The following is a 22883-nucleotide window of genomic DNA, read 5'->3' on the forward strand; positions in this document are numbered from 1 at the left end:
TCCCGCACCCCCACGCCCACCACCGCGACTTCGTCCTCATCCCCTGGCTCGACGCCGACCCCCACGCCACACTGAGTGGGAAGGCCGTGACCAGCCTGATCACGGGCCCCCCACTCACTACACTGGGGGACCTATGATCCGGTTCCTCGCGGCGGCCGCTTTCTTCGCGGCCTGCACCTACATGCTGATGCTGCGCTTCTACGGCGTCCTCGTGCCGGTGCCCGCGGCGGTCCCGGTGACGCTGCTTGGTATGGCGGCGTTGTGCGTCGGCTTCGCTCTCCATATCCGCCGAAGTGTGGCGCAGCGCCGCGTCGGCCTCGACCGCACCCAACTCAACCCCCTGCGCGCCGCCGGCTACCTGGCGTTCGCGAAAGCCAGTGAGTGGACGGCGGCGATCATGGGCGGCACCTACCTCGGCATGGCGGGCTACGTACTGCCGCGGGCGGGGCGCCTGAGTGCAGCGGCTGCCGACGCCCCCGTGGTGGTCGCGGCCGTAATCGCCTCCCTAGCCCTCGCGGTGGCGGCACGCTGGCTGGAGCGCAACTGCATGACCCCGCCGAACGCGGTAGGTTAGAACCCATGAAAGAATGGGTCCTGATCGCGCTGGCCGTGGTGTGCAGCATTGTCACGCTCACGACGGGATCAGTGCCACTCCTCAAAATCGCCCTACTCATCTCCCTATGGGCCGCCCTCGGCGGCGCCTTCATGGTTGCCCGCCTCCGCCAACAGCAGGCTCACGAGGACTCACTGAGTGAAATACGCGCTCAACTGGACGCCATGCGCGAGCAGCTTGAGGAGCTCAGCGGCTACTCAATGGCACAGCAACCAGCCCTGCATGCCGAGGCGCAGCGCATCGCTGAACTGCCCGCAGCCGACTCTGACCCCGACACCGAATCCGCCGGCCGCCGCCGCGCCGACGCCCACACCAACGGCATCTCCGTAGCCGAACTCATCGCCCGCAACCGCAAATGAACACCCCCAGCCTCAGCGTCCACATCACCGACCCCACCGTCACCATCCCCACCCACCACCGCCTAGTGAGTGACCCCCACACCGCAGACGCCCTAATCTCCGCCACTCCACTGAGTGGGCTGCGCCGTGGCCAGCTCGTCATCTACACCGACCCCGCCCTCGGCCTTGAGCCCGCGGTGGACCACAGTGGCTTGGCGGTTCCCTACGGCGAGCGCACGGTGATTTTCGCCTCCAGTGAGATCGCCCAGGTACTCATTGAGCTGCTGTTCCCAGCCCACCCCTACTCAGTGGCGTTGGAGCACCTGCCTGCTTTCCGGGCGGCGTACGCGGCGTTCGTGCGTGCGCAGCAAGAATTGGACACCCTGATCACAAGGAGCCCCAGTGCCTTTTGAACCCGGCCGCGCAATGCCGCTTTCCGACCCCGCCCCCTTCACCCGCGCCTTCCGCCGCCTCGGCAAGCCCGTGTGCCTGGTCCCTGTACTGAGTGACACCCTCCACGCCGGCCACTTTGCGCTCATCCGCGCCGCCCGCTCAGTGCCTGGGGCGGTCACGCTGGTCGCCGCGCCGTTCGCGGTGCAGGGGTTGGAGAAGGAGCGTGTCGACGCCACCTGGCACTACGATCCCCGTGAACTCACTCCCCGAATCGGCTTTGACTACGAGCCCCTCAACCCCGAAGTCCCCGACAAACTCGCCCGCCTGATTGCACTGAGTAACAGTGTCGGTGCCAGCGATATGTTCCTGGGCGAGAAAGATTATGAGCTGCTGGTGATCACTCAGCGGGTGGTGAACGATTACCGTTTGCCGCTCAAGCTTCACTCAGTGCCGGTGGTGCGGATGCCGGATGGGTTGGCGGTGTCGGGCCGGAATGTGCGTGTGCCTGAGTCGGAGCGGGAGTTGGCGCTGGTCCTGGCTGCTTCACTCACTGCTGGGGTGCATGCGGCGCAGGGTGACTCGGTGGGGGCGGCGTTGGGTGTGTTTGAGGCAGCCGGGATTGCCCCGTTGTATTTGGAGTTGCGGGGGCTGGGGTTGGGGCCTGCGCCGCGGGAGGGGGATGTGCGTTTATTGGGTGGTGTGGAGCTCCCTTGTGGTGTGGTGCTTCATGATTCGGTGGGTTGGGCCAGGTAGGCTTCGGTTTCTTCGCGCCAGCCTTTGCGGGTTGTGGCGGTGTGGTTGCGGGTGCCGGGGTGGTGGGGTGTGCGTTTGTAGATGGGGGCGCCGGTGGTGGGGCAGCGTTCCATGCGGCCGTTTTTGGGGTGGGCGGGGTTGTCGTCGTTGGTGGCGTTGTGGTCGGGGCAGAGGAGCATGAGGTTGTCGGTGGTGGTGGCGCCGCCGCGGCTGAAGGCGACGACGTGGTGGTATTGGCAGCGCCAGGCGGGTTGGGTGCAGCCTGGTTGTGGGCAGACGAGGGTTTCGGTGGCCAGCAGGAGGCGTTGGAGGCGGTCGGCGAAGCGTTTGATGGGGATGGCCTCTGCGCCGATGCGCCCGCGTTCGTCCTGCGCGGTCACGATGGCGTAGCCGGTGTCGCCGATCTCCAGCCCGCCGAGCTCGGACAGGGGGATGCCGGCGCCGTCAAACGTGTAGACTTTGCCGTCCTTGAAGTAGCCTTCCGACGGGCGCAGGGGCAGCAGGAGGCCAGGTTGGTAGGCCCGCGCGCCGTCGGCTGCGTGTTTGCTGCCGAGGATGGCGTCGATGAGGGACTCGGCGAAGGCTTCGGGGCGGCTGACGCCCTGTTTGAGGCGGGAGTTGATGTCGCGTTCGAGGAGGCGCTCGATCCGGGTGAGGGTAGCGTCGTTGAAGACGCCGTGGAGGCGGCGCTGGCCGTTGGCGTCAGCTTTGCGCTGAGAGTAGAGGCGTTGCTTGCGGTTCGGGGCGTAGCCGCGGCTGGTTTTGAACTCGGTGACCAGCTCCTTGGCTACGTCGATAGCTTCATCCACCGTCTTGCCGGCGGCCTTGACAAGGCACCGACGCGTGACCTCGGGGCGATCCTCCTCCGAGAGGACCTTGACCTGCTTTGCGATGCCGTCGAGGGCCTCCAGCGGGATCCCCTGCGCCGCCTCGCGCACCCCGGGCGGCGCGAAGAATTTATACATCCACTCCATGCGCCGCACGGTGTCCTTGGACATGCAAAATCGCCGCGCCACCTGTTCTTTTGAATCCTTGCGCCGCGCGGCCACCACAGCCGCCACGAGCGCAATACCTGCCTTGTGATACGCCAGTGCAATTTGTTCCATGGCACACACGCTAAGGGGGCGGAAAGCGGCAGAGAAGAGGCCCTGTCTGCCTGTGGATAACTCAGTGCAACCAGGCGGCAACCAAGCGGCTAGTTATCCACAGATGCGAGGAAGGCCTTGACTTCTTCCCTCGTAGGTGGTTGGGCGCCCACCCGTGTGCACGTCACCGCGGCGGAGTTGGCGGCGTGCTGGGCGATCTCCTCCCACTCAGTAGCGCCTGCCTGGAGCTGAGCCAGGATGGCGCCCATGACAGTGTCGCCGGCGCCGATCGTATCTGCCACCTCAATCGCCGGGGCGCTCACGCGGAACACCTTGCCCAGTGAGTGGACCTCGAGGCCCTCGCCGCCACGGGTGATCACCTTGACCGGCGCTGTGGGGTGGCCCAGGAACTCGTCTTCTTCCTCGGAGAGTTTCAGCAGATCAACGTGATCGATCAAGTCCAGCAGGCGGGCTTTGTGTGACTCAGTGGCGTAGAACGGCCTGATGTTCGGGTCCAGCGCCACGAAGCATCCCACTGAGTGGAGGTGTTTGGCCAGCTCGATGTAGCGGCTGGCCGCCGGCTCGAGGGCGAGGGAGACGGTGCCAAAGCAGGCGATGGAGGGCGTTTCACTCAGTGAGGGGTTGGCGAGGCGGTCTGCGGTGCCTTCGGTGTAGAAGGTGTAGGTGGCGGAGCCGTCGGGGCCGATGTTGGTGAGTGCGAGGGTGGTGGGTTCGGGGCCGCGTTGGATGCCGGTGGTGTCGATGCCTTCTTGGGCGAGGGTTTGGACGAGTTGTTCGCCGAAGGTGTCTGTGGAGAGGCGTGAGATGAAGCGGACTTGGGCGCCTTGGCGTGCCGCCGCGATTGCTACGTTGTAGGGGCCGCCGCCGAGGGCCGCGGTGAATGCGCCGTTCTGGGGTACGAGGTCTACTAGGCCTTCGCCGCAAATGATCATGGCTGTTATTGTATCCCGTGTGGAAAAAGAACCAGAGCAGCTTCGTATTCGGCGTGAAAAGCGCGCGTCCCTCCTAGATCGCGGCCATGAGCCGTATCCGGTGGAGGTGGATCGCACGGATAGTATTTCTGATTTGCGTGCGCAGTATGAGGGCAAGCTTGAAGACGGCGAAGAGACGGATCATGAGGTTGCCGTCGCGGGCCGTGTGATGTTTGTGCGCAACACCGGCAAGCTGTGTTTTGCAGCGTTGCAGGAGGGCAATGGGCAGACGATTCAGGCGATGCTTTCGCTTGCGGTGGTCGGCGAGGAGGCTTTGGCGAGCTGGAAGCAGGACGTTGACCTGGGTGATATCGTTTCCATTCGCGGCCGCATCATCCGTTCGCGCCGCGGTGAGCTGTCGGTGATGGCCTCCTCCTGGCACATGGCGTCTAAGGCGATCCGCCCGCTGCCGGTGGCGTTTGCGGAGATGAGCGAGGATTCCCGCGTGCGCCACCGCTACACCGACCTCATCATGCGTGAGCAAGCCCGCACCAACGCCTTGACCCGTATCAAGGTGATGCGCGCCCTGCGCAACTTCCTGGAGGGGGAGGGCTTCCTTGAGGTGGAAACCCCGATGCTGCAGACGCTGCACGGTGGCGCAGCGGCACGCCCCTTTGTCACTCACTCGAACGCCCTCGACATCGACCTCTACCTGCGCATCGCCCCTGAGCTCTACCTGAAGCGCTGCGTGGTCGGCGGCATCGAGCGGGTCTTCGAGGTCAACCGCAACTTCCGCAATGAGGGCGTGGACTCCTCTCACTCGCCGGAGTTCGCCATGCTGGAGACGTACCAGGCGTGGGGCACATACGACGACGGCGCCGCCTTGATCCAAAACCTCATCCAATCCGTAGCCCTCGAGGTTTTCGGCTCCACCACGGTGACGCTTGCGGATGGCACTGAGTACGACCTCGGTGGCCAGTGGAAATCCATTGAGATGTACCCCTCACTGAATGAGGCGCTGGCGCGGAAGTTCCCTGGCCAGCCGGAGGTGACCATCCAGTCCACGGTGGATGAGCTCAAAGAAATCGCTGCGGTGATTGGCCTGGAGGTGCCGTCGAAAGGCGGCTGGGGCCACGGGAAGTTGGTGGAGGAGATCTGGGAACATCTGTGCGCAGACCAGCTCCATGGGCCGATTTTTGTGCGGGATTTCCCGGTGGAGACCTCGCCGCTGACTCGCCAGCACCGCAGCAAGCCGGGTGTGACGGAGAAATGGGATCTGTACGTGCGCGGCTTTGAGCTGGCCACCGGCTATTCGGAGCTGGTGGACCCAGTGATCCAGCGCGAGCGCTTTGAGGACCAGGCGCGCCTGGCTGCCGGCGGCGACGAAGAGGCAATGGTGTTGGACGAGGACTTCCTCGCAGCCATGGAGCAGGGTATGCCGCCCACTGCGGGCTGCGGCATGGGCATTGACCGCCTGCTCATGGCGCTGACCGGCCTAGGTATCCGCGAGACCGTCCTGTTCCCCATGGTCAAGCCGGAGCGTCTCAGTTAGCCACTCGATGTAGCGGGCGGTGACCTCCTCCTTGCCGTAGTCATTGAGGATTTCGTGGTAGCCGCCCGGCTGCAGTTCAAGCTGAATGGATGTGGACTTCTTGGCGAACTCCTTGGAGCCTTGGGGGTTGGCCAGGTGGTCGTCGGTTCCGTGGAGGATCAGGGTGGGGATGCTCGGCCAGGAGCCGGCCAGGGCGGCGTGTCCCTCCAGCATCATTGAGGCGCCAGTGAGAAGGGGGACTTTCCCCAGGTAGTTCAGGGGATCGTTCTGGTATTTGGCTACTGCCTGTGGGTCGCGAGCGGTGTGGGCGGCGTCCAGGCTGGCGGCAGGGAGGCCGGGGAAGAACTTGGCCAGAGCGCGGCCTGCGCGCACTGCGGGCAGGGGCAGCGCCGTCTCGGGGAGAAATGCCGGGCCGGAAAGCATTACTGCCTGCACGTTTTCGGCGTTGTGCTGCACTGATCGGGCGGTGATGAGCCCACCCATTGAGTGGCCGAAGAGCACCAGCGGATGGGAGCCAAGCTCGCGGCGTGCGGCGAGGTGATCCTGCACGAGAGTAGCTACGTCTACCTGTGCCTTCTTTCCTTCTTCGGCGGCTGCGCCGTGACCGCGGTGATCGTAGGTGTAGGCCTCGATGCCGGCGTCGTTTAGCGCCTCGATAAACGGCAGGTAGCGTCCGTGATGCTCGGCGTAGCCGTGGGCGATGAGCACTGTGGCGCGGGGACGTTGTGGGGTGGGGAAGTGTTTGAGTTGCATTCTTCCTTTGTAGCGCGCTTTGTTCGCTTATGGCGTACATGGTGCCTGAACTGGGAAAATGGGGGTTTTGGGTGGGGTTGAGTGAGCGTTTGGGAAATGCGTGTCCATTGCGAGCGTTAGAGTGGGTGACACATTAGGACAATCTTTTAGGGGAGTGAACATGTTCGAGCGGTTTACTGATCGTGCTCGTCGCGTGATCGTGCTGGCCCAGGAGGAAGCCCGCGGGCTGAACCACAACTACATTGGCACTGAGCACATCCTGCTCGGTCTTATCCATGAGGGTGAAGGCGTTGCAGCGAAGGCGCTGGAGTCCATGGGGATTTCGCTTGACGACGTCCGCCGTGAAGTCGAGGAAATCATCGGCCGCGGCGCGGAACCGCCGGTAGGCCACATCCCCTTTACCCCGCGCGCCAAAAAGGTTTTGGAGCTTTCGCTGCGCGAGGGCCTGCAGATGGGCCACAAGTACATCGGCACCGAGTTCTTGCTGCTCGGCCTCATCCGTGAAGGCGAGGGCGTTGCTGCGCAGGTGCTGGTGAAGCTCGGCGCTGACCTGCCGCGCGTGCGTCAGCAGGTGATCCAGTTGCTCTCCGGCTACGAGGGTGAGACGCCAGAAAACAGCCAGGAAAACGACGAGCCCGTGGGCGCATCGGCCTCACGCGGCGGCCAGGGCCGAAAGGGTGGCCAGGGCGATCGTTCCAACTCGCTGGTACTGGACCAATTTGGCCGCAACCTCACCCAGGCTGCGCGCGATGGCAAGCTGGACCCAGTTGTGGGCCGCGAGCAGGAAATCGAGCGCATTATGCAGGTGCTATCCCGCCGTACCAAAAACAACCCGGTGCTGATCGGTGAGCCCGGTGTGGGTAAGACCGCCGTGGTGGAGGGCTTGGCGCTGGATATTGTGAATGGCAAGGTGCCGGAGACGCTCAAGGATAAGCAGGTCTACTCACTGGACTTGGGCTCCCTGGTGGCCGGCTCCCGTTACCGTGGTGATTTTGAGGAACGCCTGAAGAAGGTGCTCAAGGAAATCAACCAGCGTGGTGACATCATCCTGTTCATCGACGAGATCCACACCCTGGTTGGCGCAGGTGCCGCAGAGGGTGCGATCGACGCCGCCAGCTTGCTCAAGCCAAAACTCGCCCGCGGTGAGCTGCAAACCATTGGTGCTACCACCTTGGATGAGTACCGCAAGCACATCGAGAAGGACGCCGCCCTTGAACGCCGCTTCCAGCCGGTGCAGGTCCCGGAGCCATCCGTGGAGATGACGATCGAGATCCTCAAGGGCCTCCGCGACCGCTACGAGGCACACCACCGCGTGTCCATCACCGACGGCGCCCTAGCAGCAGCGGCGCAGCTTTCTGACCGCTACATCAATGACCGATTCCTGCCAGACAAGGCAGTGGACCTCATCGACGAGGCCGGCGCCCGGATGCGCATCAAGCGCATGACCGCCCCTGAGTCCATCCGCAAGGTAGATGACAGGATCGCGGAGGTTCGCCGCGAAAAGGAAGCAGCCATCGACGCCCAGGACTTTGAAAAGGCTGCTGGCCTGCGCGATCAAGAGCGTCAGCTCTCCGAGGAGCGCGCGGTCAAAGAAAAGCAGTGGCGCGACGGCGACCTGGAGGAAATCGCTGAGGTAGGCGAGGAGCAGATCGCTGAGGTGCTGGGCAATTGGACCGGCATTCCAGTGTTTAAGCTCACCGAAGAGGAATCTTCCCGCCTGCTGCGCATGGAAGAGGAGCTGCACAAGCGCATCATCGGCCAGGAGGATGCGGTCAAGGCAGTCTCTCGGGCAATCCGACGCACCCGCGCCGGCCTCAAGGACCCTCGCCGCCCATCCGGCTCCTTCATCTTCGCCGGTCCATCTGGTGTGGGTAAAACGGAGCTCTCCAAGGCCCTGGCGAACTTCCTGTTCGGTGAAGATGACGCCCTCATCCAGATCGACATGGGCGAGTTCCACGACCGCTTCACCGCCTCCCGCCTCTTCGGTGCCCCTCCGGGCTACGTGGGCTACGAGGAGGGTGGCCAGCTCACCGAGAAGGTGCGCCGCAAGCCATTTTCGGTGGTGCTCTTCGACGAAATCGAAAAAGCGCACAAGGAAATCTACAACACCTTGCTGCAGGTGCTGGAAGACGGCCGCCTCACCGACGGCCAGGGCCGCGTGGTGGACTTCAAGAACACCGTACTGATCTTCACCTCGAACCTAGGTACCCAGGACATTTCCAAGGCTGTGGGTATGGGCTTCAGCTCCGTTGGTGAGACCGATGCTGAGGGCCAGTACGAGCGCATGAAGCAGAAGGTCAACGACGAGCTCAAGAAGCACTTCCGCCCAGAGTTCCTCAACCGTATCGATGAGATCGTGGTGTTCCACCAGCTCACCCAAGAGCAGATTGTGGAAATGGTGGACCTGCTGGTTGGCCGCGTGTCCAAGGCGCTCGGCCAGAAGGACATGGGCATCGAGCTCACCGACTTGGCCAAGAACCTCCTGGCCAAGCGCGGCTTCGACCCTGTGCTCGGCGCGCGCCCACTGCGCCGCACCATCCAGCGTGAGATCGAGGATGTACTGAGTGAGAAGATCCTCTTCGGCGAGGTCGGCGCTGGTGAGATCGTGACCGTAGACGTTGAAGGTTGGGATGGGGAGTCCAAGGACACCGACCGAGCCCGCTTCACCTTCACGCCTCGGCCAAAGCCGCTGGATGCATTCACTGAGTCAGAGGAGGTGCTCGCAGCGCAGCAGGCCGTGCTCGACGCAGCGGACAACCCCGAGGACCTCCCTGAGGAACTGGTAGAGGAGTAAGCAATGGGAATCACCTTCCGCAAGCGCAAGAAGCTCGGCAAGAACTCTTGGCTGAACCTCTCCGGCTCTGGTGCGTCCGCCAGCACCAAGATTGGGCCGGTAACGGTGAACTCCCGTGGCGGAGTGTGGGTGAACCTGCCCGGTGGGCTCACCTACCGAGGGCGCTGGCGCTAAGCCGGCAGGTCGTAGTGGCCCTCGTGGTGGACCACGAGGCCGTCGGCAATAAGTGAATCCAATGCCACCTGGCGCATCGAGGGGTCGGGCCAAGCAACATCAACGCTTGGCACCGGCCCCTTTTCGCGCAGCAAGGCCAGGATCTTCCCGCGCACCTGCCGGTGGCTGCCAGCAAACCTCCCCTGCTTCCGCGTCACCTCCACAGTGCCGTCCCATTGGCAGCGCCCACTGAGTGGGCAGGCCCCACACTGGGGGTTCTTGGTGCACACGAGTGCGCCTAGCTCCATGAGGGCCACGGAGGCTGTGGGCGCATCGGTGAGGGGAAGCAAGTTTTCTACTGCCTCGATGGTGGGTTTGATGCCGAAGGCGCGGCTGACCACGCGGCGGACGTTGGTGTCCACCACCCCAACTCGCTGCCCGTAGGCGAAGGCTGCTACGGCGCGGGCGGTGTAGTCGCCCACCCCCGGTAGTTTGAGCAGGCCCTCGACGGTGGTGGGCATGCCTTCTTCGGCGACGATGCGCGCGGCCTCTTGGAGGCGCAGCGCCCGCCTTGGGTACCCTAAGTTCGCCCACGCGCGGATAACCTCGCTGGTTGGGGCGCTGGCGACGTCGGCAGGCGTGGGCCAACGCCGCATCCACGCCTCCCAGAGTGGCTCGACGCGGGAGACCTGGGTTTGCTGGCTCATCACCTCGCTGACGAGCACGCCCCAGGCGGTGGTGTGCTCATTGCGCCACACGATGGTGCGTTTGTGGGTGTGATACCAAGAAATTACGGGCAAAAGTTCATTCATGCGTGCACAATTGAACCATGAATGAAAGAGATCCAAAAGCTGTATGGGAAGCACTGCTAGAGGGCAATGAGCGGTTTGCCAACGGCACCCCAATGCGCCCGCACCAGGAGCTGGAGCGACGCCTGGAGTTGACCAAGGGGCAGTCGCCGAGGGTGTGCGTGTTTACCTGCGGTGATTCCCGCGTACCGGCGGAAATCCTGTTTGACGCCGGCCTGGGGGACATCTTCGTGGTGCGCACCGCCGGTGAAGTGGTGGACTCCGGCGTGATGGCCTCCCTGGAGTTTGCCGTCAGTGGCCTCGGGGTGGAAGTTGTGGTGGTGCTGGGTCATGAAAGCTGCGGCGCGGTGAAAGCAGCGGTGGAGGTGCTCAACGGTGCGGAGGTTCCTCAGGGACACCTGCGTACCTTGGTGGAGCAGATCACCCCTTCGGTGCTCGAGGCCCGCACCCAGGACCACCTCACTTCTGGGGACTTTGAGCGTCACCACGCGGATGCCACCGCTCGTAAGGTTCTGTATAAGTCGCCGGCGATCAAAGAGGCCGTGGACCGCGGAGATACTGCCGTGGTGGCTGCGCGCTACCGGCTTTCCGACGGCGCCGTGGAAACCGTAGCCACTTACGGGCTCTAGACACGCCCAAACAAAACCTCAACGCGCTGGTGATCACCGCTTATTCTGGTAGGCATGAACAGGCTTCCAGAGGTGTACTACCAGCGCAGGCGCGCCGCCGCGGCGGCAATTCTGGTGATTGTTGTGCTGCTATTGGTGGCGGTGTTTGCTCTTAACCGCCCCGATACTTCCGCGCCGGCGGCACAAACCTCCACGGTGATCACCACCACCACCGCGGCGCCAGCCTCTGCAAGCTCCGAACCCACGGAAACCGAAACGGAAACCCAGACTCCAGCCGTTACCGAAGCCAGCGGCTGCACCTTGGCTGACCTTGAGATCACCGCAGAGACGGACTTTGCCAACTACCCGGCGGACTCGCAGCCGGTGTTCTACATGACGGTGCGCAACCCCACTCAGGAAGATTGCGTGATCAACCTGGACCAGGACGTGCTGCGCTTTGAGGTCTACGCGATGGACACCAACCAGCGCATGTGGGCAGATATTGACTGCAACCCAGCGGTGGGCAACGGTGAGGAAACCTTCGCTGCCGGCTCGGAGCGCTATTTCGAGGCAACGTGGTCGCGCACCACGAGCGCCCCTGAGCAGTGTGAGGACCGAGCCCCCGTGCCGGCGGGCAGCTACTACTTGCACACCGTGGTGGGGGATAACCCCTCACAGCCTGCCACGTTCAATCTCCAGTAGCGCTTCCTTGATGGTGCCTACGGGGCGGATTTCCAGCCCCGCGGGCGCCTTTTGTTTTGTTCCAGCGGGGAGGATAGCGCGCTCGTAGCCAAGGCGGGCGGCCTCCTGTAGGCGCTTGTCCAGGCCGGGCACGGCGCGGATTTCTCCCGCCAGGCCTACCTCGCCAAGCACGATGGTGCGGGGTGGCAGCGGGGTTCCACTGAGTGCGCTGGCTGTGGCCAGCGCGATTGCGAGGTCCGCTGCGGGCTCGCCGATTTTCAGCCCGCCCACGGTGGCCACATATACCTCTTTATTGTGGGTGGGTTTGCCGCCGCGGGCGCCGAGCACGGCGAGGACCATGGGGACTCGGGTGGCATCGAGGCCTGTGACTGCCCTGCGGGGCGATTTGGATTCGGTGTGCACCACGAGTGCCTGGACTTCGGTGAGCATGGGGCGAACCCCATCCATGGCTACGGTGACCGCGGTGCCATCGGGGGTTTCACCGCGGTGGGAGAGGAAGAGTCCGGTGGGGTCGGGGACTTCGTGGATGCCGTCGCTACGTTGTTCAAAGCAGCCCACCTCGTCGGTGGCGCCGAAGCGGTTTTTGATGCCACGGAGCATGCGGAGGCTGAGGTGGCGGTCGCCTTCGAAGTGCAGCACCACGTCAACGAGGTGCTCGAGGACGCGGGGGCCGGCGACGTTGCCGTCTTTGGTCACGTGGCCCACCAAAATGATGGGCACGCCGGTGGTTTTGGCCAGGGTGGTGAGCGCGGCGGTGACTGCGCGGGTTTGGGCAACGCCGCCGGCCACCCCCTCCACACCGCTCGCGTGCATGGTCTGCACGGAGTCCACGATAAGCAGGCTGGGTGTCAGCTCGCGGGCGTGGCCGAAGATCACATCGAGTTCACTCTCTGAAGCCAGGTAGAGGCTGTCCACGAGGGCGTCGGTACGCTGCGCGCGCATGCGCACCTGCCCCGCTGATTCCTCCGCGGTCACATACAGTGCCGTGCGCCCCAGCTTCGCCCACTTGCTGGCCACCTCAAGAAGCAGGGTGGATTTGCCGACACCAGGTTCACCCGCGAGCAGGATCACTGAGCCTGGCACGATGCCGGAGCCGAGTACTCGGTCCAGCTCGGAGATGCCGGTGGGTAGGCTGGTCGCGGCCGTGGGGTCAACGTTTGTGATGGGGGTAGCGGGGGAGGTGGGGGTAAGTACTCCCACTTTGCTTACCGACGCAGGCGTCGGGGCTCCTTGTTCCATGGAACCCCAGGCGCCGCACTCCGGGCAGCGTCCAAGCCATTTAGGTGACGTGTACCCACACTCGGTGCAGGTGTGCTGTGGTTTCTTGGCCATGCGAACACTGTAGAACACTGTAGAACACTGTAGATCACCTGAGATCACCGTCTACTGAGTGGGCTTGGTGGGTATGTCATAATTCCTTGGTGGGTGATTTTTTTCTAGGATGATTTTGGTGCTTTACGCCACCACAAGAAACTTAGGAAAATATAAGAGTTAGTGGTAGTATCGTCTTAGAAAATTTCTAACAGCAAGATTGAAGCAGGAATGGAGGTGCCCGTGAGCAAGTCTGTTCGTCGGGCGGCAGCGGCAGCAATGGCGCTGAGCTTCAGTTTTGCTGTATCTCCACTCGTTTTGGCGCAGGACGTAGACGGCTCACAGCCTGCTACGGACGTCGTTACCGCGCCAGCTGCCGCGCCCACTACAACGCCCGCGGTGATTGCGGACGACATCGTGGGCTCCATCCCCAGCCCCGTTGATGCGACGGTGACCCGCACTCTGCGCGATGCCGAGGGGAACGTTCTGACCGACGGCTCCACCTACCAAGCTGGCACCCGCCTGAGCCAGATCATCCACTTCAATCTCAACGAGATTCCTGAGGATGGCGACTACGTGACTTTCCAGCTCACAGGCTTCAGGATTTCCCGTGACGTGGGATTTGACATCCACGACGATCGCGGCAACCTCATAGCTGTGGGTTCCATCTCCACGTCTGGTGAAGGCATCATCATTTTCAACAGCCACCTCGCCGAGGAGAACCGCCGCGTCCGCATCAACCTGGAGCTCGGCTACATCCCCGCTGGCATGGAACACAAGCCTTCCTCGGTGGAATTGGGTATTGACCACGAGCTATTTACCCTCTCCGTTGCCTACTCTCAATTGCCATGGTTTGTGCGCACTGTGGGCCAGGAAATGACTGTGGTCATCAATCCACCGGAGCGCGACCTCACCAACGTCATCATCCGTGCATCAGGTACCGACGGCGCCAGCATCCACTCGACCGGCGCTGCGCTGCCCGAAGGGGTCACTCTGGTGGAGGAAAACGGCGAGATCTTCTACAACATCGCGCACGTGCCCGCCGGTACTTCCATGGAAATTCCCGGCATTGGGGTTGAGGGCGTGGAAGATAGCAAGGTGCGTTTTGAGATCACCTCTGACCAGACCCGGTCCTACGGCATGAATGTGCCGGCGCCAGTGCGGGTGGTTGAGCCTACGCCAGACCCAGAACCGGAACCTACTCCGGAGCCCACGCCGGAACCTACTCCGGAGCCAGAACCTGCGCCCGAGCCAGAACCTGCGCCGGAACCAGAGCCAGAGCCTGAGCCCGAACCAGAGCCAGAACCTGAGCCTGCGCCGGAACCTACTCCGGAGGCTCCTGCTTTCCCTTATGAAGTTCTTGCTCCAATCATCGGTGCGGAGCTCGTTCCTCAGTTCTGGGCGCAGCCAAGTCCCGATCCGGGTCCGGATGCGGGTCCGGCTCAGGTGCAGGGGCAGGGTCCAGCTCCTGGTCCGGCTCCGGATTCGGGTGCCCAGCCAAATGCGCAGGCAGCGGAAACGCATCCGAATGGTGAAACTACAGAGTTCCAGGAGTCTGAGTTGCCCTCGGAGATTCAGTCTCTTGTTGCTGTGACACCCGCTCTGGCGTTCCTGCCCGGCCTGTTCGGTCAGGGCATTGGGCAGGCCGGTGAGGTGGTGGGCACTGTGGAAGTGAGGGACGAAAATATCCCTGTGCCTTCCGCTGCCGATTCCGATGGTGAGCAATCCAACGGTGTGGTGGCTGCACCCCTGGAGACGCATGAAATCCAAGTTGCCCAGCCTTCCCGTGAGCTGGGACTGCCCACCGTGCTGCTGAACATGGTGGCTGCAACTGTGCTTGTGGTCGGCTTGGTGGTGTTAATCCGCCTGATTTAACAGTGAAGGGAAAGCCGCCACCGAGGTGAGAAGTTGAGGCCTCGGTGGCGGCTTTCGTCTTAGTTGGGGTGCTCAGACAGCAAAAAGCTCCCCGTGAGTCCAACTCAATTCACGGGGAGCTCATAGGCTACAACCTAGGTGACAAATTAGTGGCCTTCGCCTGCGCCTTCGCCGATGACGCGGTCATTCTCACCGGAAGGTGCAACTGGCATGGAGACGGTGGAGTTCACAGTGACTTCACCGGAGCCGAAGTTGAAGACCACGGGAACGTTGCCGCCAAAGGCGAGGCCGGTGTTCTCCAGGGTTGCGTCCACGAGCTGGTAGCACTGGCCTTCTGGCTCGGTGAGGAGGTCCATCTCCTCGGGGAGGCCGCCCATAGCAACACAGCCCTTGTCCAGGGTCACTGGCTCGGAGAGGGTCACTGGGGTGCCGTCCACGGTGATGCCGCGGAGGTCGTAGCTGCGGTCTGCGGTGTCCAGGTTGGCGGCAAAGAACTTCACGCCTGCCTGGCCTTCCTCGTTCACGTGCACGGTGACATCACGGAGCTGCACACCTTGGTACGCGCTGAAAGCGCCATCCACTGCAGGGACCTGGGAGGAGGTTTGGGTGATTTGTCCGGCGCTGCAGGATGCGAGTGCGAGCGCAGAGGTGGCGGCTACTGAGATCAGCGCGCCACGGCGTGCTGCAGACTTCAGGGACTTCACGAGTTCGTCCTCCATAGGGTAAAAGGTGGCGTAAATCGTTCTTAACTCTAGTATTTGTTGGCCCCTCACATCTAGTTTCCGGCAAACGGGGGCAAACTTTCGGTGTAGGGGTTTTCGAGCCTTTTAAGGGCGCGTTTTCCATGGTCGTGGTAGCATTGGCGAGTTACGAACCAGCAAGGGAGTAGATGCATGGAATTCAAGGTCGGCGATACCGTTGTGTACCCACACCACGGCGCGGCTGTCATTGAGGCTATCGAGCACCGGGAGATGGGTGGGGAGACCCTGGAGTACCTGGTCCTGCAGATTCACCAATCCGACCTTGTGGTCCGCGTCCCCTCCAAAAACGCTGAGCTCGTGGGCGTGCGCGATGTGGTGGATGATGAAGGTCTCCAGCGCGTCTTTGGCTTCCTTCGGGAGACGGACGTGGAGGAGGCTGGAAACTGGTCCCGCCGTTTCAAGGCCAACCAAGAACGCCTTGCTTCCGGTGATGTGAACAAGGTCGCAGAGGTGGTGCGTGACCTGTGGCGCCGCGATCAGGGCCGTGGACTTTCTGCCGGTGAGAAGCGCATGCTGGCCAAGGCTCGCCAGGTGTTGGTGGGTGAGCTGGCGCTCGCGGAAAACGTGGATGACGCCAAGGCCGATGCCTTTATGGAGGAGGTCAACGCCACCATCGAGCGTCAGCGCGCGGACGGCGTTGCAGAGCCCACCCCACAGCTCGCGGACGATGACGCCGACCTGGACCTCGATGATCTCAACTTCGACGACGAAGATTAACTCCATGACCTTCGCCCTTATCGCAGCAGCCGGCCAGGGCACGCGCCTTGGCGCCAACATGCCCAAGGCGATGGTTCGCCTTGCCGGCCGTACGCTGCTCGATCACTCAGTGGCGGCGATGGAGGCCTCCGGGGCAATCCAGGAGATCCTGGTGATCATCCGCCCGGAGATGGAAGCACAGGTCAAGGCGGAAATCGGCGCCCGCGCGCGCATTGTGTACGGCGCCGGAGAGCGCGCTGACTCCGTTTGGGAAGGCCTCAAAGCAATCCAGGCCCAGGAGGGCAGGGTGCTGATTCACGACGCTGCCAGGGCCCTCACGCCCCCAGCGATGATCGCGCGCGTCGCTGCCGCTCAGGCGCCCGCTGTGATCCCGGTGGTGCCGGTATCGGACACCATCAAGGAAGTGTGCGGGTCAACGGTACAGTCCACCCCAGACCGCTCCACGCTGCGGGCGGTGCAAACTCCCCAGGCCTTTGATCTGCGCACGTTGCGTGAAGTTAATGCCAAGTATTTTGCCCAGCGCAGCTTTGAAGCCACGGATGACGCCTCCCTCATGGAATGGGCTGGCATCCCGGTGGAGTGCGTGGAGGGAGACCCTCTGGCTTTCAAAATCACCACCTCGCTGGACCTCTTGTTGGCCCAAACCCTCATCGATGCTCAGGAGCACCAATGATCATTCCCCGCGTAGGTGTGGCTACGGACGCCCACCAGATTGAACAAGGTAAGCCCTGCTTCATCGCCTGCCTGGAGTTCCCGGAGGACCACGGTTGCGAGGGACACTCAGACGGTGACGTAGTAGCCCACGCCATCGTGGATGCATTACTTTCCGCCGCGAATTTGGGCGACCTCGGTTCCTTCGTAGGCGTTGGCCGCAAGGAGTACCAAGGCGCCTCCGGCGCCCGCCTGCTGGCCGAATGTAAGGCGCTACTGAGTGAGAAGGGTTTCACCATCGGAAACGTGGCGTGCCAGTTGGTGGCCCAAACGCCGAAGATGGGCCCGCGCCGTGAGGAGGCGGAGCGTGTGATTGGGGAGATCCTCGGCGCGCCGGCGAGTGTTTCTGCTACTACTACGGATCGCTTGGGTTTCACTGGCCGTGAGGAAGGGCGAGCCGCAATAGCCACCGCTGTGGTGTGGCAACTAGACTGAGCGGCGTGACCTTGAAGATTTTTGATACCGCCACCCGCACTTTGAGAGATTTTGTTCCCCTGCGCGAGGGGCACGCTTCCATTTACCTCTGTGGTGCAACGCCGCAAACGCAGCCGCATATTGGGCATGTGCGCTCCGGCGTGGCTTTTGACATCCTGCGCCGCTGGCTTCTGGCCAAGGGCCTGGATGTGGCGTTTGTGCGCAACGTGACGGATATTGATGACAAAATCTTGACCAAGGCCAGCGAGCATAATCGCCCCTGGTGGGAGTGGGTTTCCACCTATGAGCGCGAGTTCACCAAGGCCTACAACATCTTGGGAGTGCTGCCGCCTTCCGTGGAGCCACGCGCCACGGGGCACATGACTCAGATGGTGGAGTACATGCAGCGGCTCATTGATGCCGGCTTTGCCTATGAGGCGCAGGGCAGCGTGTACTTTGATGTGGCTGCCTGGACCGCGGCCCCCAACTCCGATTACGGCCATCTCTCCGGCAACCGCGTGGAGGAGATGGAGCAAGGGGAGACGGACAACCTGGGCAAGCGCGGCCCGCAGGACTTTGCTCTGTGGAAGGCTGCGAAGCCCGGCGAACCCTCGTGGCCCACCCCTTGGGGTCCGGGGCGCCCTGGGTGGCACTTGGAGTGCTCGGCAATGGCCACCTGGTATTTGGGTGGGGAGTTCGACATCCACTGCGGCGGCCTTGACCTGCAGTTCCCGCACCACGAGAACGAGATTGCCCAGGCTCACGCGGCTGGTGACGGTTTTGCCCAGTACTGGATGCACAACCACTGGGTCACCATGAGCGGTGAGAAGATGAGCAAGTCTTTGGGCAACGTGCTCAGCGTGCCCAATATATTGGAGCTGGTGCGTCCCGTTGAGCTGCGCTATTACTTGGGCAGCGCCCACTACCGTTCCATGCTGGAGTATTCCGAAGCCGCGCTGCAAGAGGCAGCCGCCGGGTATCGCCGCATTGAAGCCTTCCTTGGGCGCGTCGGCAATGTTGAGGCCACGGCCTGGCCGCAGGAGTTCGAAGCCGCAATGGATGAGGACCTCTCCGTGCCTAAGGCGCTGGCAGTGATTCATGGGCATGTGCGGCAGGGCAACAGCGCGCTCGCTGCCGGGGACACCACCGCCGCGCACAAGATCGCCGGAGAGCTGCGCGCCATGACCAAGGTGCTGGGCATCGACCCCACTGAGTGGGAGGACAGCAGCCAGCAGCAATCCGACGCCGCCATGTCTGCCCTCGACGCACTCATTACCGCGGCGCTTCAGGAGCGCACAGACGCCCGGGCGGCCAAGGACTGGGCCAGGGCAGACGCGGTGCGGGATCGGCTCCAGGCCGCCGGCATCAGCGTGGTGGACACCCCGGAGGGCCCCACTTGGGAGCTTTCCGAAACACAATTTTGAGGATTATTGAATGGGATCAAAAACTAACCGCCCTGGTCTGCGTAAGACCAACAAGAAGGGCGCCGTCAAAGGCTCCGGTGGGGTTCGTCGCCGCGGGTTGGAGGGCAAGGGCCCCACGCCCAAGGCCGAGGACCGCGTGTACCACGCAGCGCACAAGCGCAAGCTGGAGCGTGAGCGCCGTGACCGCGGCCGCCATGTGAAGGAACAAGATGAGATGGTGGTGGGCCGCAACCCGGTGATCGAGTGCCTGCACGCCAAGGTGCCTTCCTCCGCCCTGTACCTGGTGGAGGGCACCCGCAACGACGACCGCCTCTCCGAGGCGCTGCAGATGGCGCTCACCCGCAACATCCCCATCATCGAGGTGCCGCGGCATGAGATGGATCGCATGACTGGCAACGGCATGCACCAGGGAATTGGTCTGCAAATCCCGCCGTACCAGTACACCGATGCGCACACCCTCATGGAGCGTGTGGCGGACTCCGGCGCCCCAGGAATGGTGGTGATGCTGGACAACATCACCGACCCTCGCAACCTCGGCGCGGTGATTCGTTCTGTGGCGGCCTTCGGTGGGCACGGCGTGGTGATCCCCGAGCGCCGCTCTGCCTCCGTGACCGCCGTTGCGTGGCGCACTTCCGCGGGCACCGCCGCGCGCTTACCGGTGGCCAAGGAAACCAACCTCACCCGCACCATCAAGCAGTTCCAGCAAAACGGCTACCAGGTGGTGGGCCTCGACGCCGGCGGTGAGCACACCCTGGACACCTACGACGGCACCGGACCGGTCCTGATCGTGGTCGGCTCAGAAGGCAAAGGCATTTCCCGCCTCGTGCGCGAGCAGTGCGACGTCATCATGTCCATCCCCATGGCCGGCTGGGTGGAGTCCCTTAACGCCTCCGTGGCTGCCGGTGTGGTGCTCAGCGAGTTTGCCCGCCAGCGCCGTCAAGGCTAAAGCCCAGGCCGAAGAACTGCGCGATCGCCTCCGCCGCCACAAAGTGCGTGCTCGCCGGCCCTAAAAACGGTGAGGCCACCGGCCTGGTGGTGGGTACGTGGTGGCCTACGCCATTGAGCACCCAGGCCTGAACGGGGGCCTCACCTGCCCAGTCATACACATCAAAGCCCTGCTGCCTTGTGTGGCGGGGCTTTGGCATGAGGCCGTTGTGCTGCACAAAGTACAGATTGGAGTCCGTAAAGCTGCGGTGGGCGCCGCGGGAGCCTGCGCTGCCGCCGTCGAAAGGCGCGATTGGATCCTCAGTGCCATGCATCGTGAGGATCGGAGTGGGCACCCAGCCCTGGGCCGTGGAGAGGAAGTTTTCAGGCGTGGGCATGGTGCCCGCGATGAGCGCTGCGCCGGCCAGGAGGCCGGGAGCATCATGGAGCAGGCGGATGATCATCTGCGCGCCGTTGGAATAGCCGGCGGCGAACACGCGCTCATGAGGGATGTGGGCAACGAGGTCTTGGATATAGGAGACGTCGTTAGTGCCGAGCTCCCTGGTGCGCTCCGGGAGGGTCTTGCGCGAATCATTCCAGTGGCGGTGCACGCCCTCCGGATAGACCACTGTTGCCTGAATGTGCTCAAAGCTGAGGTTGGTGAAGCGGCGCGCCACCCGCGCGGATTGCTGCGAGCCGTGGAAGTACAGCAGCAGGTCAGTCCCGTTCTGGGTGGCAATGAGATGTTGGCGCATGGGCGTAGCGTACAAGATCTTTGGTGGCGCGGCGATTACGCGCCCAGCCAATCCCACGGCACACCAGGTAGATGGCAAAACTCACGCTGGTCACCAGCACACTCACTGGCAGGCCCGGCGCCAACGAGAGCACCAAACCGCCCACGGCGGCCACCTCCGCGAACAGCAGTGAGTAAAGCACTGCCCTGCGTGGGGAATCGGTGATCTCTACCGCCGCCGCGCCGGGCGTGATGAGCAGCGCCATGACCAGCAGCGCGCCCACGATCTGCACGGACTGCGCCGCAACCAGGCCCACGAGCACCGCGAAGAGCATGTTGTAGCGCCCCAGCGGCACGCCCATGGCCTTGGCCATGATCGGGTCCGTTGCCGCAAACAGCAGTGGGCGCCACCACAGGGCAAAGGCGAGCAGCACAATAGCGGTCACGCCGGCCAGCGCCCACACGCTGGAGGAGCGCACACCCACGATCTGGCCGGTGAGCAGGGAAAGCGCTGCGTTGGAGTTGCCGGGGTAGAGGTGGATGAACAGCACGGAAAGGCCCATGCCAAAGCTCAAGACCACGCCCACGGTGGCGTCTTGGCGCTTGGTCCCCAACAATCCCAGCACCACCGCGGCCACCACAGCGCCGGCGATGGCACCGAAGCCCACGTTCAGCCCGAACAGCAGCGCGCCGGAGGCGCCCATGAGGGCTAGCTCAGAGGTGGAGTGGACGGAAAAGCTCATGCGGCGCATCACGATCAGCGGAGCCATCACGCCGGAGACCACGCCAAGCAGGGCCGCGGCGATCAGCGACTGCCGCACAAAATCCACGCCGAGCAGCGCAAGAGTATCTGCGATCATTTAGAGCACCACCAGCCGGTCATCCACGCGAATCACCGTGACCTTGGAGCCATAGAGCTCGCTCAAGGATTCGGAGGTCATCACTTCCTCCACGCTGCCAATGCGGTGGCCGTGCGGCCCCAGGTATAGCACCCGGTCCACATGCTGCAGCACGGGGTTGATGGAGTGGGTCACAAACAAAATCGCCGTGCCTTTGGTCTGCCTGCGTTCGGCGAGCATTCCCACCACTTTCTCCTGCATGTTGAGGTCCAGGGAGAGCAGCGGCTCGTCACACAGCAGGAGTTCGGGGTCGCAAGCAAGTGCCTGAGCTTGGCGGATGAGTTGCTGCTGCCCGCCGGAAAGCGAGCCGACGCGCCGATCCGCAAGGCCCAGCGCCCCCACCGATTCAAGCAGCTCAAGGGAGCTGCCGGATTCGGATTTCCGACGCCACCAGGCGGGCTTGTGGTTCAGCGCCAGGTCCACCAGATCACGGGCGCGCACGGGGATGTCCTCAAACATTCGCTGCTGGGGGATGTAGCCGATGCGGGCGTCGGTACGCACCTCGCCTGCGGTGAGCGCCCGGGTGCCGAGCACCGTGTGCAGCAGCGTGGATTTGCCCACGCCGTTGGGGCCCAAAACGGCAATGAATTCGCCGCGGTGCACCGTGAGGTCGAGGTCGAACCAAAGGGGTGCTACCGCGGCGTGAGTAAAGGAAAGCACAGTGACAGTCTAGGCGACGCTATGCCCGCGTTGCCGCCTCGAGGCGCTCGATGGCAGAGGTCACGAATTCCAGGTAGGACTCGCCCTCGGAAGGCGTCTCGTACACCTCAACAACCTGCACGTTTGCGGCCTCGGCTGCCTCGCGGATGCGCTGCGCAGTATCGGTTTGGGTCTGTGGGTTGAACACCACGATGTCCACCTGGCCGCCGGAAATCATCTCCAGCATCGCGGCCAAGTCCGCAGCGGAAGGCTCTGAGTGGGAAAGTGTTGCGCTGCGGTAACCCTCCGGGGTGACCTCTTGCAGGGAGGAATCCGCAATCAGGTAGTCAGCAATTGTCTCCGTTTGCACCACGCGCTTTTCTGGTAGCGCAGACAGGCGCTGTTCCAGGGCCTCGAGCTGTTCGCCGAACTCAGCGGTGTCCACGGTGGCCTCCGGGGCCAGCTCGGTGGCGCGCTCGGCCAGGCTTTGGGCTAGTTCCTCCACGGCGTGGAGTTCGTACCAGATGTGCTCGTTGCCTTCGGCATCGTGCTCGTGCTCGTGCTCGTGCTCGTGCTCGTGGTCGTGATCGTGATCGTGTGTGGTGAGGTCCATCGCTGAGATCACCTTTGATTGGTTCACGGCCTCGTAGAGCCAGGCATCGTAACCGCCGCCACCGACGAGCACGATGTCTGCCTGCTGCGCCGCTGCGATGTCTTGCGCGGTGGGCTCAAAGGTGTGTGGGTCGATGGAGTTGCCGGTGACGATGGCGGAGATTGCTGCGTCGTCTTCACCCACCACTTCCTTTGCCACGTCCGCCCAGATCGAGGTGCTGGCAACGATGGTGAGGGCCTGCGTGGAGGTACCGGAGGCGTCGGAGGCCGCGGAAGTTGTGGATTGGGTGGAGTCCGCGGGGGTGGTCGCCTGACATGCGCTCAGGGCTAGGGCAAGGGCTGCAAGAGTGACTGTGGTACGCATGAGCACCGATTTAA

Annotated in this window: 25 protein-coding genes and 1 pseudogene; 16 read left to right on the plus strand and 10 right to left on the minus strand. The window is 63.3% G+C overall.

Translation table 11 applies throughout. The features are described from left to right. From NQ050_RS08885 to NQ050_RS08905, 5 genes and pseudogenes are all read left to right on the plus strand, one after another. Positions 1 to 137: pseudogene (locus tag NQ050_RS08885) on the plus strand (2-amino-4-hydroxy-6-hydroxymethyldihydropteridine diphosphokinase); the annotation flags it as partial. Continuing rightward, a complete protein-coding gene (locus NQ050_RS08890; protein WP_257038946.1) occupies positions 134 to 574 on the plus strand; it encodes a DUF3180 domain-containing protein in 441 nt (146 codons plus the stop codon). The pseudogene NQ050_RS08885 and the gene NQ050_RS08890, both read left to right, overlap by 4 nt. Positions 575 to 579: 5 nt before the next feature. Next, positions 580 to 972: a DUF6779 domain-containing protein gene (locus NQ050_RS08895; RefSeq protein WP_257038947.1), complete on the plus strand. Its 393-nt coding sequence runs from the start codon at positions 580 to 582 to the stop codon at positions 970 to 972. Then, positions 969 to 1364 (plus strand): hypothetical protein, encoded by a 396-nt coding sequence (locus tag NQ050_RS08900; RefSeq protein WP_257038948.1) that lies wholly within the window; start codon positions 969 to 971, stop codon positions 1362 to 1364. Before NQ050_RS08895 ends, NQ050_RS08900 begins: the two co-directional genes overlap by 4 nt. Further along, entirely contained in the window at positions 1354 to 2097 is a 744-nt protein-coding gene (locus tag NQ050_RS08905; protein WP_257038949.1) for a pantoate--beta-alanine ligase, read from the plus strand. Before NQ050_RS08900 ends, NQ050_RS08905 begins: the two co-directional genes overlap by 11 nt. Here NQ050_RS08905 and NQ050_RS08910 read toward each other — a convergent pair. Next, positions 2070 to 3203 carry an HNH endonuclease signature motif containing protein gene (locus NQ050_RS08910; RefSeq protein ID WP_257038950.1) on the minus strand — a complete coding sequence of 378 codons (1134 nt, stop codon included), beginning with the start codon at positions 3201 to 3203 and terminating at the stop codon, positions 2070 to 2072. The two genes, NQ050_RS08905 and NQ050_RS08910, sit on opposite strands and share 28 nt — an antisense overlap. Positions 3204 to 3292: 89 nt before the next feature. Continuing rightward, positions 3293 to 4135: a carbohydrate kinase gene (locus tag NQ050_RS08915; protein ID WP_257038951.1), complete on the minus strand. Its 843-nt coding sequence runs from the start codon at positions 4133 to 4135 to the stop codon at positions 3293 to 3295. Between NQ050_RS08915 and lysS the strand changes: the two genes are divergently transcribed. Beyond that, on the plus strand, positions 4134 to 5666 hold the full coding sequence (lysS, locus tag NQ050_RS08920) for a lysine--tRNA ligase (protein ID WP_257038952.1): 1533 nt from the start codon (positions 4134 to 4136) through the stop codon (positions 5664 to 5666). The two genes, NQ050_RS08915 and lysS, sit on opposite strands and share 2 nt — an antisense overlap. On the opposite strand, the gene NQ050_RS08925 is transcribed toward lysS, so the two are convergent. After that, positions 5610 to 6419, minus strand: a complete 810-nt coding sequence (locus NQ050_RS08925; protein ID WP_257038953.1) for an alpha/beta hydrolase — start codon at positions 6417 to 6419, stop codon at positions 5610 to 5612. The genes lysS and NQ050_RS08925 overlap by 57 nt on opposite strands. A 160-nt stretch (positions 6420 to 6579) precedes the next feature. Here NQ050_RS08925 and NQ050_RS08930 point away from each other — a divergent pair, with 160 nt between their 5' ends. After that, on the plus strand, positions 6580 to 9213 hold the full coding sequence (locus NQ050_RS08930) for an ATP-dependent Clp protease ATP-binding subunit (protein WP_257038954.1): 2634 nt from the start codon (positions 6580 to 6582) through the stop codon (positions 9211 to 9213). 3 nt (positions 9214 to 9216) lie between these two features. Beyond that, complete coding sequence (locus NQ050_RS08935; protein WP_257038955.1) at positions 9217 to 9387, plus strand: DUF4236 domain-containing protein; 171 nt, start codon at positions 9217 to 9219, stop codon at positions 9385 to 9387. Here the strand turns inward: NQ050_RS08935 and NQ050_RS08940 are convergent. Continuing rightward, positions 9384 to 10178 carry an A/G-specific adenine glycosylase gene (locus NQ050_RS08940; protein ID WP_257038956.1) on the minus strand — a complete coding sequence of 265 codons (795 nt, stop codon included), beginning with the start codon at positions 10176 to 10178 and terminating at the stop codon, positions 9384 to 9386. The two genes, NQ050_RS08935 and NQ050_RS08940, sit on opposite strands and share 4 nt — an antisense overlap. 17 nt (positions 10179 to 10195) lie before the next feature. Between NQ050_RS08940 and NQ050_RS08945 the strand changes: the two genes are divergently transcribed. Both NQ050_RS08945 and NQ050_RS08950 read left to right on the plus strand, forming a co-directional pair. Beyond that, complete coding sequence (locus NQ050_RS08945; RefSeq protein ID WP_257038957.1) at positions 10196 to 10804, plus strand: carbonic anhydrase; 609 nt, start codon at positions 10196 to 10198, stop codon at positions 10802 to 10804. A gap of 54 nt (positions 10805 to 10858) precedes the next feature. Beyond that, on the plus strand, positions 10859 to 11485 hold the full coding sequence (locus NQ050_RS08950; protein ID WP_257038958.1) for a hypothetical protein: 627 nt from the start codon (positions 10859 to 10861) through the stop codon (positions 11483 to 11485). Here the strand turns inward: NQ050_RS08950 and radA are convergent. After that, positions 11456 to 12817: a DNA repair protein RadA gene (radA, locus tag NQ050_RS08955; RefSeq protein ID WP_257038959.1), complete on the minus strand. Its 1362-nt coding sequence runs from the start codon at positions 12815 to 12817 to the stop codon at positions 11456 to 11458. The two genes, NQ050_RS08950 and radA, sit on opposite strands and share 30 nt — an antisense overlap. A 222-nt stretch (positions 12818 to 13039) precedes the next feature. Between radA and NQ050_RS08960 the strand changes: the two genes are divergently transcribed. Then, positions 13040 to 14671: a hypothetical protein gene (locus tag NQ050_RS08960; protein WP_257038960.1), complete on the plus strand. Its 1632-nt coding sequence runs from the start codon at positions 13040 to 13042 to the stop codon at positions 14669 to 14671. A 146-nt stretch (positions 14672 to 14817) separates the two neighbouring features. Here the strand turns inward: NQ050_RS08960 and NQ050_RS08965 are convergent, their stop codons facing one another. Then, positions 14818 to 15390, minus strand: a complete 573-nt coding sequence (locus tag NQ050_RS08965; RefSeq protein WP_257038961.1) for a hypothetical protein — start codon at positions 15388 to 15390, stop codon at positions 14818 to 14820. 174 nt (positions 15391 to 15564) lie between these two features. Here NQ050_RS08965 and NQ050_RS08970 point away from each other — a divergent pair, with 174 nt between their 5' ends. The 5 genes from NQ050_RS08970 to rlmB are packed head-to-tail and all read left to right on the plus strand — an operon-like array spanning position 15565 to position 19644. Continuing rightward, a complete protein-coding gene (locus NQ050_RS08970) occupies positions 15565 to 16149 on the plus strand; it encodes a CarD family transcriptional regulator (protein ID WP_257038962.1) in 585 nt (194 codons plus the stop codon). Then, positions 16121 to 16822 carry a 2-C-methyl-D-erythritol 4-phosphate cytidylyltransferase gene (gene ispD / locus NQ050_RS08975; protein ID WP_257038963.1) on the plus strand — a complete coding sequence of 234 codons (702 nt, stop codon included), beginning with the start codon at positions 16121 to 16123 and terminating at the stop codon, positions 16820 to 16822. The genes NQ050_RS08970 and ispD overlap by 29 nt, the downstream gene beginning before the upstream one ends. Beyond that, a complete protein-coding gene (gene ispF, locus NQ050_RS08980) occupies positions 16819 to 17295 on the plus strand; it encodes a 2-C-methyl-D-erythritol 2,4-cyclodiphosphate synthase (RefSeq protein WP_257038964.1) in 477 nt (158 codons plus the stop codon). Before ispD ends, ispF begins: the two co-directional genes overlap by 4 nt. A gap of 5 nt (positions 17296 to 17300) precedes the next feature. Beyond that, positions 17301 to 18698 (plus strand): cysteine--tRNA ligase, encoded by a 1398-nt coding sequence (gene cysS, locus NQ050_RS08985; RefSeq protein ID WP_257038965.1) that lies wholly within the window; start codon positions 17301 to 17303, stop codon positions 18696 to 18698. Positions 18699 to 18708: 10 nt separating this feature from the next. Then, complete coding sequence (gene rlmB / locus NQ050_RS08990; RefSeq protein ID WP_257038966.1) at positions 18709 to 19644, plus strand: 23S rRNA (guanosine(2251)-2'-O)-methyltransferase RlmB; 936 nt, start codon at positions 18709 to 18711, stop codon at positions 19642 to 19644. On the opposite strand, the gene NQ050_RS08995 is transcribed toward rlmB, so the two are convergent. The 4 genes from NQ050_RS08995 to NQ050_RS09010 are packed head-to-tail and all read right to left on the minus strand — an operon-like array spanning position 19610 to position 22869. Continuing rightward, positions 19610 to 20377 (minus strand): PHB depolymerase family esterase, encoded by a 768-nt coding sequence (locus NQ050_RS08995; RefSeq protein WP_257038967.1) that lies wholly within the window; start codon positions 20375 to 20377, stop codon positions 19610 to 19612. The genes rlmB and NQ050_RS08995 overlap by 35 nt on opposite strands. Continuing rightward, on the minus strand, positions 20340 to 21215 hold the full coding sequence (locus NQ050_RS09000) for a metal ABC transporter permease (protein ID WP_257038968.1): 876 nt from the start codon (positions 21213 to 21215) through the stop codon (positions 20340 to 20342). The genes NQ050_RS08995 and NQ050_RS09000 overlap by 38 nt, the downstream gene beginning before the upstream one ends. Next, positions 21216 to 21914 carry a metal ABC transporter ATP-binding protein gene (locus tag NQ050_RS09005; protein ID WP_257038969.1) on the minus strand — a complete coding sequence of 233 codons (699 nt, stop codon included), beginning with the start codon at positions 21912 to 21914 and terminating at the stop codon, positions 21216 to 21218. A gap of 19 nt (positions 21915 to 21933) precedes the next feature. Next, entirely contained in the window at positions 21934 to 22869 is a 936-nt protein-coding gene (locus tag NQ050_RS09010; RefSeq protein WP_257038970.1) for a metal ABC transporter solute-binding protein, Zn/Mn family, read from the minus strand. Positions 22870 to 22883 lie beyond the last annotated feature (14 nt).

This window comes from Corynebacterium sp. 122RC1 (assembly GCF_024580955.1).
In the GTDB taxonomy this organism is placed as follows: domain Bacteria; phylum Actinomycetota; class Actinomycetes; order Mycobacteriales; family Mycobacteriaceae; genus Corynebacterium; species Corynebacterium kozikiae.